The sequence below is a fragment of the Campylobacter sp. genome (assembly GCF_052170435.1).
Taxonomy (GTDB): Bacteria; Campylobacterota; Campylobacteria; order Campylobacterales; family Campylobacteraceae; genus Campylobacter_A.
The window spans coordinates 23,599-34,671 of sequence record NZ_JBQNAN010000021.1 but is presented as its reverse complement, the minus strand read 5'-3'; the positions used below and the strand labels follow the sequence as shown (position 1 = coordinate 34,671).

14 protein-coding genes are annotated in these 11,073 nt (G+C 48.4%); 1 reads left to right on the top strand and 13 read right to left on the bottom strand.

Annotated elements, in window-relative coordinates; genetic code table 11:
* From tsf to ACTTJF_RS08460, 7 genes are all read right to left on the bottom strand, one after another.
* Positions 1-241, bottom strand: a 241-nt coding sequence (gene tsf, locus ACTTJF_RS08490; RefSeq protein WP_442551580.1) for a translation elongation factor Ts, incomplete at its 3' end; no start/stop codon positions are given.
* The gene (gene rpsB, locus ACTTJF_RS08485) at positions 241-1,041 is read right to left on the bottom strand and encodes a 30S ribosomal protein S2 (RefSeq protein WP_002950079.1); all 801 of its coding nucleotides are present in this window, start codon (positions 1,039-1,041) and stop codon (positions 241-243) included. The genes tsf and rpsB, both read right to left, overlap by 1 nt.
* A gap of 284 nt (positions 1,042-1,325) precedes the next feature.
* Positions 1,326-2,465 (bottom strand): beta-aspartyl-peptidase, encoded by a 1,140-nt coding sequence (gene iadA, locus ACTTJF_RS08480; protein ID WP_442551579.1) that lies wholly within the window; start codon positions 2,463-2,465, stop codon positions 1,326-1,328.
* Between the two features lie 190 nt (positions 2,466-2,655).
* Positions 2,656-2,871: an acetyltransferase gene (locus ACTTJF_RS08475; RefSeq protein ID WP_442551578.1), complete on the bottom strand. Its 216-nt coding sequence runs from the start codon at positions 2,869-2,871 to the stop codon at positions 2,656-2,658.
* A gap of 132 nt (positions 2,872-3,003) precedes the next feature.
* Positions 3,004-3,573 (bottom strand): tetratricopeptide repeat protein, encoded by a 570-nt coding sequence (locus ACTTJF_RS08470; RefSeq protein ID WP_442551577.1) that lies wholly within the window; start codon positions 3,571-3,573, stop codon positions 3,004-3,006.
* Between the two features lie 135 nt (positions 3,574-3,708).
* A complete protein-coding gene (locus ACTTJF_RS08465; protein WP_442551576.1) occupies positions 3,709-4,431 on the bottom strand; it encodes a polyphenol oxidase family protein in 723 nt (240 codons plus the stop codon).
* 27 nt (positions 4,432-4,458) lie between these two features.
* Positions 4,459-5,091 (bottom strand): riboflavin synthase, encoded by a 633-nt coding sequence (locus ACTTJF_RS08460; RefSeq protein WP_442551575.1) that lies wholly within the window; start codon positions 5,089-5,091, stop codon positions 4,459-4,461.
* A 210-nt stretch (positions 5,092-5,301) separates the two neighbouring features.
* Here ACTTJF_RS08460 and ACTTJF_RS08455 point away from each other — a divergent pair, with 210 nt between their 5' ends.
* Positions 5,302-5,940, top strand: a complete 639-nt coding sequence (locus ACTTJF_RS08455; protein WP_442551574.1) for a Crp/Fnr family transcriptional regulator — start codon at positions 5,302-5,304, stop codon at positions 5,938-5,940.
* Between the two features lie 263 nt (positions 5,941-6,203).
* Here the strand turns inward: ACTTJF_RS08455 and ACTTJF_RS08450 are convergent, their stop codons facing one another.
* The 6 genes from ACTTJF_RS08450 to ACTTJF_RS08425 form a co-directional block, all read right to left on the bottom strand.
* The gene (locus tag ACTTJF_RS08450) at positions 6,204-7,067 is read right to left on the bottom strand and encodes a formate/nitrite transporter family protein (RefSeq protein WP_315063158.1); all 864 of its coding nucleotides are present in this window, start codon (positions 7,065-7,067) and stop codon (positions 6,204-6,206) included.
* 9 nt (positions 7,068-7,076) lie between these two features.
* Complete coding sequence (locus ACTTJF_RS08445) at positions 7,077-7,520, bottom strand: hydrogenase 3 maturation endopeptidase HyCI (protein ID WP_297969668.1); 444 nt, start codon at positions 7,518-7,520, stop codon at positions 7,077-7,079.
* 111 nt (positions 7,521-7,631) lie between these two features.
* Entirely contained in the window at positions 7,632-7,976 is a 345-nt protein-coding gene (locus ACTTJF_RS08440; protein ID WP_442551573.1) for a formate hydrogenlyase maturation HycH family protein, read from the bottom strand.
* Entirely contained in the window at positions 7,973-8,803 is an 831-nt protein-coding gene (locus tag ACTTJF_RS08435; protein ID WP_442551572.1) for an NADH-quinone oxidoreductase subunit B family protein, read from the bottom strand. The genes ACTTJF_RS08440 and ACTTJF_RS08435 overlap by 4 nt, the downstream gene beginning before the upstream one ends.
* Positions 8,800-9,339: a formate hydrogenlyase complex iron-sulfur subunit gene (locus ACTTJF_RS08430; RefSeq protein WP_009492720.1), complete on the bottom strand. Its 540-nt coding sequence runs from the start codon at positions 9,337-9,339 to the stop codon at positions 8,800-8,802. The genes ACTTJF_RS08435 and ACTTJF_RS08430 overlap by 4 nt, the downstream gene beginning before the upstream one ends.
* Positions 9,336-11,072: a hydrogenase large subunit gene (locus tag ACTTJF_RS08425; RefSeq protein WP_442551571.1), complete on the bottom strand. Its 1,737-nt coding sequence runs from the start codon at positions 11,070-11,072 to the stop codon at positions 9,336-9,338. The genes ACTTJF_RS08430 and ACTTJF_RS08425 overlap by 4 nt, the downstream gene beginning before the upstream one ends.
* Between the last annotated feature and the right edge of the window lies 1 nt (position 11,073).

Below are 11,073 nucleotides of genomic sequence, written 5' to 3'. Positions count from 1 at the left end.
TCTCAGAGTTTATCTCGCTGATAGTTGCTGTTTTGCAGTGATCGCAAACAACAACACTAACAAGACCCTCGCTAGCTAGGCGGTCAGCCTTTTTAGCGGCTTGACCTAGGCCCTTTTCGCGAAGGATATCGACAGCTTTTTCCATATCGCCGTTAGCCTCGGCTAGCGCCTTTTTGCAGTCCATCATTCCGGCTCCGGTTGATTCGCGGAGCTCTTTTACCATTTGTGCGCTGATTTCCATTACTCTTCGTCCTCGCTGAAGTCCTCAGAGAAGTCTTCGTTAACAGCCTCGTTTACGACTGCGTCTTTTTCGGCTTGGCTTACAGCCTCTTTGCCTTCTTCTTGCTCGCCGCCGTCTTTTTCAAGCTGAGAGCGTCCCTCGATGATAGCCTCGGCCATCTCTTGGCAGAAAAGCTGAACAGAGCGGATCGCGTCGTCGTTGCCAGGGATCGGGAAGTCGATAACGTCAGGATCGCAGTTTGTATCGATCGGAGCTACGACAGGGATTTTTAGGCGGTTAGCCTCTTGTACGGCGATTTTTTCTTTTACGGTGTCGATGACGAAAATCATATCAGGCACGGTTTTTAGGTTTCTGATACCGCCTAGAGACGCTAGAAGCTTCTCTTTTTTGCGGCGAAGCATTAGAGCTTCTTTTTTAGTTAATAAATTTATAGAGCCGTCTTCTTCCATAGCCTCGATTACTTCGAGTTTGCGGATAGATTGGCGGATAGTGCCGAAGTTTGTCATCATGCCGCCTAGCCAGCGGTGATTTACGTACGGCATGCCGCATTTTTCAGCATACTCTTTTAGAGTTGCGCCGGCTTGCTTTTTAGTACCTACGAAAAGTATAGTTTTACCCTCTGCAGCCGCGTCGCGAACGACGTTATAAGTGTAGCGGAAGTAGCGGATAGTTTTTTGTAGATCTATAATATAGATACCTTTTCTCTCGCCGAAAATGAATTTTTTCATCTTCGGATTCCATCTGCGTGTTTGGTGTCCAAAATGAACGCCGCACTCTAGCAAATCTCTCATTGTTACCATGAGTTTTCTCCTTGTGGGTTTCCCCGAAATTTAGGTTTCTCCTCCACACCCATTAACATTTGTTTTTGACAAACGCAACCAAATTTTAGGACTGGTGTGTGTGAATTGAAGCTTGGATTATATTTAAAAATAACTGAATTAAAGCTAAATTTAATATAATCCAAGCCTAGGCGCAGTTAAATTTTGCGCTGCAAAGATGAGGTGTTCGCAAGCGGTGCGAGCAAGATTATACGTCAAATTTAAACTCGCCAAATTTTAATAAAGCGGCGAATTTGCTTCAAATTTCACTCAAAAAATCCCTTTTTTACGAGCTTGCCCTCTTTCACGCAAAACTCCCCTTTCGCGATAACGCTATCTAAATTTAGAGCTTCGTCAAATACCGCAAAATCGGCGTCAAAGCCTACTTTTATCTCGCCCTTGCCGCTTAGATTTAGGTATTTTGCGACGTTTTTGCCCATCATGCTTAGCGCTTGCGGGATGGTTAGGATTTTATTTTTGACGCAGGCTTGCAAGACCTCTAAATTCGTCTCGCACGAGGCGCAGCCGTAGCCCACCAGCGCGCCGTTTTCGTCAAATCTAGGTACGCTGCCGTTGCCGTCCGAGCTCATCGTTAGGCGCACTAAATTTAGCCCGTTAGCAAGCCCGTATGCGATAGCTTCGTGAAGCGGGGCAAATTTACTTCCGCCGCTCGTGATGTCGATGTAGCCGCCCATTTTTTGAAATTTAATCGCCTCGCCAAAGAGCTCCTTCGTCCGCGCGCAGTGCGTCGGCGAAAAGTAATTAACAGGAAACGAATAATCCTTGATCACGCTAAAAATCAGGTCGAATTTATCCGCGAGCCCGCCCATATGCATGTGCAGCACGCCGCCTTTTTTCGAGATCATACCGCCGATGCGGATCTGCGTCAGGGTCTTGATGAGCTCCTGAGAGGTCGGGTAGCTGCCGCGGTTGTCGCTCATCGCGATCTTACAGCCGATGACCTTGTCGATGAGCACGAGATCGCGCGTAACGGAGCCCGTAAATGTAACGCTAGGCAGCGCGTAAGAGCCCGTATGGATGAAGGTCGAGATGCCCTCGTATTCGAGCGCCTTGGCCTTTGAATAGAGATTCTCTAAGCTCCTCGTGCACCCATCCGTACCCAGCGTGCCTACGACCGTCGTCGTGCCGTAGCGGATGATTTGCGATAGCGTTATTTCGGGCGTTCGCGAATGATAACCCGCCTCGCCGCCGCCGCCCGTGATGTGCACGTGCTGATCGATGAGTCCGGGCGCTAAAATTTTGCCCTCCAGATCGTAAATTTCAAGCCCTTCGACTCGAAAATCAAGCCCCTTAGAAACGGCTAAAATTTTACCTCCGCCGAGCAAAACGTCGCTCTTGCCGACGTGTTCCGGCGCGTATAGATCGGCATTTTTAAGTAACAGCATATTTTCTCCTTTGCTTTGGATTTTTATAAATTTTACGTTTTTTGGCTTTCTTGACTGCGATGTCACGCCGTCATTTTACATCAAATTTGATAAAAACCGGATATTTCGGTTTTAGCCAGAGAAGCGGTGGTTTGGATGATGCTTGGGTTTTATTTTTGTAGATTAGGCCGGCGAAGTCAAATTTAGCAAACTAACCGCTTAGCTGCACGCTTTCTTCTATCTTCATTAGTCCCGTAAATACGCGCTCGACGGCCTCTTTTTGCTCGCTAGAGATTTCGATCTTTTTCTCGTCTAAAAGCAAATTTACGAGCTGCTCGTTTTGCAGCGTCTGGACGTCAAATTTTCTCGCGTTTGCGGCGATTTTTGCCGCGAGAGGATTTTTTGATTTAAAATTTTCGTATGGCATTTTTCTCGTTTTTTAGTGGATTCTGGGATTATTATAAAAAATTTGCCGTAAATTTTAGCTCAAATTTAACCTCGGCGCGCGCCTTGCAAAGCGCAAAACGCGCAACCGAGTTAAATTTATGACGCTAGCGGTCTAACGCTTTAAAATTTTAGCGTTTTCGCAGCCGATGTCTAGCCTCATCTTGCACGCTTTTTCGTAAAATTTAGCCGCAGCCTTGACGTCTGTTTGTACGCCCGTGCCGCGCTCGCTCATGTAGCCCGCCTCGTTGCAGCCTTTAGCTAGGCCTAGCTCGCATGCGTTTTTATATAGCTTGTACGCGCGCGCTTCGTCTTTTGCTACGCCGACGCCCGTCTGATGGGCGTACGCTAATGCGTAGCAGCCCAGCTTATCGCCCATTTTGTACGCTCGCTCGTAAAATTTAACCGCCGTCTCAGGCTGTTTTGCCGCAACCTTGCCGCTAGCGATCATCGCGCCCATATCGTAGCAGGCACGCGCGTGGCCGCCTTCGCACGCTAGATTAAAGAGTCTCGCCGCCTCTTTGAAGTCCGAAACTCGGTACATCGCTAACGCGTCTTCAAACTGCTTATTTGCCGAATTTGCAGGCGTACTCGCAGGGACGCTTACCATCTCGTTTGAGGATCTCGTTTGCGCCGCAAAAAGTACGCTCGCGGCAACAACCAAACAAACTAAAATTTTTCTCATTTGGGCTCCTTTTTATGAGGTTCCAATCTAAATTTTAGCCCTTTTTGATAAACATAAATGAAATTTTAACTAAACTTGCCGAGCCGCACGCTCGCAAAGACCTAAATTTAGACTCCAAACGGTCAAATTTTGATTCTATTTCGGCAAGATTTTATTCATCGCAAAACCGCAAAATCGCCCCGTGACGCCCTCTCTGCGATATGAAAACAGCTCCCCCGTCTCAAACGTACAGCGCGGATCAAACTCCGCTCGCCCTACGCCAAGCGCGGTAAATTCGTCCCGCAAGGCCGCTTCCATGTCAAATTTACCCTCTTTTTTGTATCGGTTAAACTCGCCCAGATCAAGCCCTCCCACCTCGTAGTTTCGCGCCTTGATATTTGCGCCGACGAATACGCGCAGATCGCTCGCCTCGCAGCCAAACTCGCTTTTCATCAGACTGAGTGCATTCGTGCAAATTTTACCCGTTACGCCCGCTCTGCCCGCATGCACGGCAGCAACCACGCCCCGCCTCTCATCCGCGATCAAAACGGGCGAACAGTCGGCGACCAAAACGCAAAGCGTAACGCCTCTAAGCGCCGTTATCACGCCGTCGCAAGGCGGCAGCTCGTCCTTTAAATCTCGCAAAATTTCCACGCGATTTGAGTGAATTTGACGCATAAATTTTAGATTGCGAGACGTAATACCAAGCGCAGCGGCCAAAATTTCGCGATTTTTCGCGACATTTGCGGGCAGGTCGCCTACGTGACCCGCTAAATTTAACCCCTCGTAAGCGTCTTCGCTCACGCCGCCAAATCGCGTCGTAAAGCCCGCGATAACGCGCTCGCTTTCAAAAACTACGTCTAAAATTTCCCGTTTCATTTTTTCGCCGAATTTAACCCGTCAGGCCTAATAAAGGCTCGCGATGTGCTGCGACTCGTCCCAGCTGATCTCGCTTTTGCCGTCGTTTTGGGCACCGCGACCAAACTCTAGCTGCCTAGCTACGTAGCGCGCGAGCAGGTCGCTTTCTACGTTTACGCGGCGCCCAGGCTCAAACTCGCCAAACAAACTCTCGCGAAAGGTGATCGGGATGATCGTGAGGCGCACGCCTGCAAGCAAAACTTCGTTGATCGTGAGGCTCACGCCCTCGACTGCGATACTGCCTTTGTTCGCCATCAAAGGCATGACGCTAGAGGGCAAATTTATATAAAAATCAACCCCGTTTTCGCGCCGCTCGATACGCGCGACCTCGCCGATAGCGTCTACGTGGCCTTGCAGCAGATGTCCGTCCACGCGGTCGGCTAACCGCATCGCAGGCTCGATATGCACGCGTCCGCGCAAATTTTCCGTCGCGATGTGCGCTCTAGTCTCGGCGCTAAGCTCCACGCTAAAGCCGTCTGCGTGCAGCTGCGTCACGCTAAGACAAGCGCCGTTTACCGCGACGCTATCGCCTAAATTTGGGCGGTACGAGGCTTTTAGTCGCAGGGTATTTTGCGAATAGCTCGCAACCTGCGCGATCTCTCTAATCAGTCCGTTAAACATTTTTCGTCCTTAAATTTTGAGCTATTTTATAAAATTTAGCCTCAGAGCGGGCTAAATTTACCGTCTAAATTTTAGCCGCCCGATTTTTTGCCGCGACGTAAATATGCAAAACTAGCAGGATAATCGCGCCCGACCTCGGTAAATTTAATACACTTTAAAAATATTAAGATAAAATAGGAACTTAATCTTAAACCACAAGACAAGATAAACTTGAAAAAATCACGACTAGGCCTGCTCGAGACCGATATTTTAGACGTTTTGGACCAAAACGAGCTCGCTAAATTTAACCGCGAGTTTCTGGCCAAAGGCGCCGCGATCTACGCCGAATCCATCAAAGTCGTGATAATTAAAAGCGGCTCGGGCAAGCTCTCGTTTTTCGAGGACGGCGAAGAGTTTATCGTCTATCACCTCCAAAAAGACAACATCTCAATCATAGACGACGTGTGCGTGCTAGAGATCCTAGAGGACAGCGAGATCTACTCGATCGATGCAGACGACATGGGCGAACTGCTAAAAAACGAGAGATTTGCCAAAGCATACGCCGACACGCTCGTAAACATCTCGCTACTGCAGCGCCAAATCATAAAATCGATACTTTTTGAAAGCGCAAAGGGGCGCATCGCAAACTTCCTCGTCGAGCTCGCCGCCGAGCAAAATTTGACGCAAAACGGCTATCACTACGTCTTTTTACCGTTTTCGCTAAAGGTGCTTTCTAGCTTCGTCGGACTCAAGCGCCAAAGCGCGAGCACCGCGTTTAACGAACTAATCAAAGACGATATCATCAGGCGCATAACGCCGCATGAAATTTTGATAGTGGATTACGAAAAGCTACAAAACTATACGAACTAAATTTAAATTTACGCGCCTAGACCCGCACCGCGAAAACCTAAATTCGGTTTTTAAATTTGATGTAGTTAAATTTGTAAATTTAGTAAGATGTGAGATAGGTATTCCAGACAGAATAGGCGTAGTTTAACTTTAAAATTTTAACCCGTGAGGGCGCGGACTCGTCGTCCGTAACCGAAACGGGTTTAAAATTTTAAAGCTTCCTCGTAGCGAAGTCTCGTAACGAGCGCCTCGCGCGAAGTTAAAAATCCGTCATTTATGGGGAATTACTTCTTTTTCATGTCAAATTTATTTGCCATAAATCCAACTAACCCCACAAAGAAAAGTCCGCCGCAGATATTGCCTAGCGTAACTGGAACTAGGTTTTTACCGATGAAATTTCCCCAGTTTAGCACTTCTAGCTTTTCAGCCGTGATGCCGTGTCCTAGAGCCGTAGCCGCAGCGGCGATATCTCCGCCGTTTGCCGCGATGTAGTGAGCTTTAGCGATGATGGCTTCAGTGATGATAAACATATTTGCCACGCAGTGCTCCATAGAGCAAGCCACAAACGCGCCGATCATCCACATAATGGCAAAAAATTTGCCCGCTAAGTTGCTCTCGCTAGTCGCAGTCCAAATAGACATACAAACAAACACGTTACAAAAGATTCCTCTGATAAATAGCTCGTGAAACGGCGCGGTAACCTTGCCTATGCCTGAGGGTATAAAGTGTTGCAAGATGTAGCCGTCGTATTTTAGCGGTAAGCCAGAGTAGTAGTACATATACGCAATTAGCGCGCCGCCTACGAAGTTAAAAACCCAAACGATCGCCCAGTAGCTAAAGGTCTTTCCTAAATTTAGCTTGCCTTCATACGCGCTAACGCCACTTAAAACCGAGCTAGTAAATAGATGTCCGCCGTAAAAAACGACCATCATAAGTCCGCAGCTAAAGGTGATGCCGCCGATGAAATTTGCCAGTCCTATAGACTGCTTTTCAGCCATGCCCACGGTCGAGTGCGCCCAGAAAATATCGCCCATAGCAATCGCCGCGCCCGCCATGATGGCTAGAAAAATAATACTTACTAACGGAGTATGCGCCTTGTGCTCCATCGAATTTGACACCGCTTGCGCGGTTTCTGCAGGATTTAACATCTTCTCCTCCTAATTTAAATTTTTATCTATCTCTAAGATACGTTCAAAGGCTTTTTGCGCGCTTTTTTTCGCATTTTCGCTTAAGCCCTCTTTAAAATCAAGCACGTTTTCAAGCAAAACGCTAATGCCTAAAAACAGCGTTTTGGGGCAAATTTTACGCAGGTAGCTTAAAAGTACGGGCGTGGGCAGGTTGTGCGTAGAGTAGATATAGTCGCGCTCGTTGCTTAGATCAAAAAACTCGATCGCGCCGTCTTTAAACCCGCTCATGGCATCTACCACGACGATGATACCAGGCGCAAATTCGCGAAGCGCGCCAAACTCGTTTTCAGGCACGTCCTGTCCGTAAAATACCCGCCAATCTTTCAAATTCGCCTCGACGATCCGCCCCGTTTCGTTGCCTACGTCGTCGTCGCCGCGCATGGGATTGCCGATGCAAAGTAAAGCCTTTTTCATCTCTTTTCCTTTCTCTTTTGAGCGCTTTTAAATGAGCTTGAAAATTTTAGCCTGCGATGGACTACATGTCCTATCTCGGCTAAAATTTTCTGCGCAACATTTAAATTCATCTCAAAAGTCCTTCCTAAGCACCAGATATCCCTCGCGCAGATTTTCAAGCTCTTTTTTTAGCTCGCATTCGCAAAGCTCGGGGATGAGCCTTGCCGCATGCTCCCTAAATATCTCCACCTCGAAATACTTGCTCAAATTTCCAAGCTTAAATTTGACGTATTCGCCGCCGTTAGCGACGATACGATCATACTCCTCGTCTTTGATATCGAGTAGCTTTTGGCTAAAATCGATCGTACCCACGCCGTGACCGACGCAGGTAGAAAAGAGCTTGATGTCTTTTAGCTCTTTTGGCATCTTTTCGTTTTCGTCCATGTGGCGGCGAGTGAGCTTATAGACTCTTATCATCTTTTATCCCAGATTTCTTTTTTGACGTCGATGGCGTTTTGCGCATCGCGCTTTGCTTTGGCGTATTTTAGATAGACGTCGTTGTAAAGTAGCCCCATACACTCGGCGTATCTAGGGTCTTCTTCTTTATGGATAGCCTCTAGCATTACTTTTTTAGTAGCCGCTACGTCGTGGATATCAGGAGAAGTTTTGGCCGCGTCCATATATTTAGCAAACAGCGTCCTGCCGAAGATATAGCTCATTAGCCTCTTTGACTCGGCTTCCAAATCTCGCTCAAAAAGTATGTCGCCCATGATAGACTCTTTAACGGCCGGAACCTTACAGTCGTCCTGCTCGAAGCTTCTTTTTTGCAGCTTTTGATCTATGATGCCAAGAGCCATGCCAAGGCCGTAGATGACGCTAGCCGGATGCGGAGGACAGCCCGGGATATAGACGTCTACAGGGATGATCTTATCTATACCGCCCCAAACGCTATATGCGTCGTAAAAGATACCGCCCGTACTGCCGCATGCGCCAAAGGCCACCACGATCTTTGGATCTGGTGCGGCCTCGTAAGCGCGAAGCAGCGGATAATACATCTGGCGCGTAACCGGGCCGCTGCAAACCAGGATGTCTGCGTGGCGAGGGTTGGCTACTAGCTTAAAGCCGAAGCGCTCAGGGTCCCACATCGGGGTGATAGCGGCGAAGATCTCGATCTCGCAACCGTTACAGCTGCCGCAGTCGATGCGGTAAACGCTAAAGCTTCGTTTGATATTTTTTAGATGCTCTAGCTTTGCAGTTAGGTCGTTTGCCGTTTTTATGTTTTCGGGAACTTGATAAAGGCTCATTTTATCCCCTCCTCTACGTCTTTAGTTAAGCGCTCGACAGATTGCGCTTTTTTGCACTCCGGGCAGATATAGAGATAGTTTTTAGCTTCCTCTAGCCTACCCGGGAGTAAATTTGCCGTACTAAGCTTTGAAAAAGTATAGTTGATGAGGCGAACCGGCGTATACGGTTTGCCGCAGCATTTGCACTTTTGCATCTCTAGCTCGCCGCGTTGGATCAGCGCGCTCTTGTCAAATTTAACCGCAAGCTCAAAACCCTGGCTTAAGCGCACACCGCCGGTTGGACAAACCTCGTCGCAGCGTCCGCAAAATATGCAGCGTCCGCAATCAAACTGCCACACGAGCTTATCTTGCTTTTCGTTCATTTTTAGCTCTATGGCGTTACTAGGGCACGCTACGCCGCATGCCGCGCAACCTACGCAAAGCTCGTAGGTATAAAACGGCTGCCCGCGGAAATTGTCGGGCACTTTGTAGGGCTCAAACGGATAGGCGTAGGTCGCCTTTCCGTATTTTTCGGTTATGTCAAATAACTTCATCATCTTAAATCCTTTTTGCTAATCTTGCCGGTTTGGCAAAATCTCTTAAGGTCTTTTTCGGTTAAAATTTTACTCTTTTTAGTATTTACGTCCACGACTGTAACGCGCTCGGTGCACGAATAGCACGGGTCAAGCGAACAAACGATCAATGCGGCGTCAGAGATATTATTTCCGCGGAACTGATAGCGAAGGCTCGGCCAGTTGTTATACGTAGCCGCGCGGCATCTCCATCGGAAAACCTTTTGCGCGCTGCCCTGCATGATCCAGTGGACGTTTTCTCCGCGAGGAGCCTCGTCGTGTCCGAGCGCGAAATTTTCAGGCTTAATCATAGTCACGGGATCTATCATGATCGGCGTTTGAGGCATTAGCTCAAAGCACTGCCTGATGATATGAATAGACTGTTTTAGCTCCTTGTATCTCACGACTTCGCGACTAAATACGTCTCCGCCATGCTCGACCGCGACTTCAAATTCGATATGTTTAAAGAAGTCGTAAGGGTGGTCGTAGCGGTTGTCGCGCTTAAAGCCCGAACCTCTCATATTTGGACCGACCGGGCTAAAGTCGCGAGCGACTTGTTTATCAAGCACGCCTACGCCCTTCCAGCGTCCTAGTTGGCGTTTATCCTCCATCACGGCGTCCCAAATTTCCGTAATCTGAACGTCGAGTTTGTTTATGATAGCAAGGCCTTGCCTAATTTCGTTGTCGGTCATATCGCGGCGAAGTCCGCCCATTATGACGTTACCGTAGGTTTTGCGGCCGCCGGTTACGAGTTGGGCTAGCTCCATGGAGTACTCGCGCACCCTAAAGATATGCATGAAGGCGTTATAGTTGCCAGTTACCTCGCAAGCTAGGCCGATATTTAGCAAGTGGCTGTGAAGGCGCTCGATCTCAAGGCAAATCACGCGGATAGCTTGCGCTCGAAGCGGGATTTCTAGTTTTATAGCCTTTTCCGCCGCTTCGATACACGCAATCGCATGAGCGTAACCGCAAATTCCGCAGACGCGTTCTGCCAGATAGCCCATCTGATCGTAGTTCATTCTGTTTTCGGCTAGCTTTTCCATACCGCGGTGCTGATAAAAGAGGCGGTAGTCCGCGTCTATGATCTCGTCGCCGTCGCAAAATAGCCTAAAGTGTCCCGGCTCGTCGCTCGTTACGTGTAAAGGTCCGAGCGGTACGTCCACTACGCTATCGCCGCTAGGAAATAAAAACTCGGCGTCCGGCTCGTCTTGATGAGCGACGGGGTCTGGTCTATAGCGGTAGTCCATAGCGTCTTTTCTAAGCGGATGAAGGCCGTCAGGCCAATCGTCTGCTAAAACTAGGCGGCGTTTGTCAGGCAAGCCTTCGGCGACTAAGCCGAACATATCAAATGTCTCTCTCTCGTACCACACGCAAGCAGGAACTAGCGGAGTAACGGACGGAAACGTCGGATCAACGCCGGGGATTAGCGTTTTAACGGTGATAAAGCACTTATCCTCTGCGGCAAAATCATCCGCCTCGGTCATCTTGCTACCTTCCATAGATATCGCGTAGTAAAGCGCAAAACAGCCGTTTATCGTTCTCTCGTCGTTTGGTATCATCGTGCTTAAAAAGCCGCCGATATCGTAGTAAAGGGTCTTAACCGCAAGCGGAAGGTCGTTTCTATCGACTAGAACCGTGATTTGGTCGTCGGCTTGGCGGGTTACTTCTAAAACCTTTACCTTCGTTTTTAAAATTTCTACAAATTTATCGCCTCTCATC

Coding starts and splice junctions, on each gene's coding strand:
- ACTTJF_RS08435 (WP_442551572.1), bottom strand. CDS start 8,803: ATGAGCCTTTATCAAGTTCCCGAAAACATAAAAACGGCAAACGACCTA.
- iadA (WP_442551579.1), bottom strand. CDS start 2,465: ATGCTGTTACTTAAAAATGCCGATCTATACGCGCCGGAACACGTCGGC.
- ACTTJF_RS08440 (WP_442551573.1), bottom strand. CDS start 7,976: ATGATAAGAGTCTATAAGCTCACTCGCCGCCACATGGACGAAAACGAA.
- ACTTJF_RS08430 (WP_009492720.1), bottom strand. CDS start 9,339: ATGATGAAGTTATTTGACATAACCGAAAAATACGGAAAGGCGACCTAC.
- rpsB (WP_002950079.1), bottom strand. CDS start 1,041: ATGGTAACAATGAGAGATTTGCTAGAGTGCGGCGTTCATTTTGGACAC.
- ACTTJF_RS08470 (WP_442551577.1), bottom strand. CDS start 3,573: ATGAGAAAAATTTTAGTTTGTTTGGTTGTTGCCGCGAGCGTACTTTTT.
- ACTTJF_RS08465 (WP_442551576.1), bottom strand. CDS start 4,431: ATGAAACGGGAAATTTTAGACGTAGTTTTTGAAAGCGAGCGCGTTATC.
- ACTTJF_RS08425 (WP_442551571.1), bottom strand. CDS start 11,072: ATGAGAGGCGATAAATTTGTAGAAATTTTAAAAACGAAGGTAAAGGTT.
- ACTTJF_RS08460 (WP_442551575.1), bottom strand. CDS start 5,091: ATGTTTAACGGACTGATTAGAGAGATCGCGCAGGTTGCGAGCTATTCG.
- ACTTJF_RS08445 (WP_297969668.1), bottom strand. CDS start 7,520: ATGAAAAAGGCTTTACTTTGCATCGGCAATCCCATGCGCGGCGACGAC.
- ACTTJF_RS08475 (WP_442551578.1), bottom strand. CDS start 2,871: ATGCCATACGAAAATTTTAAATCAAAAAATCCTCTCGCGGCAAAAATC.
- ACTTJF_RS08450 (WP_315063158.1), bottom strand. CDS start 7,067: ATGTTAAATCCTGCAGAAACCGCGCAAGCGGTGTCAAATTCGATGGAG.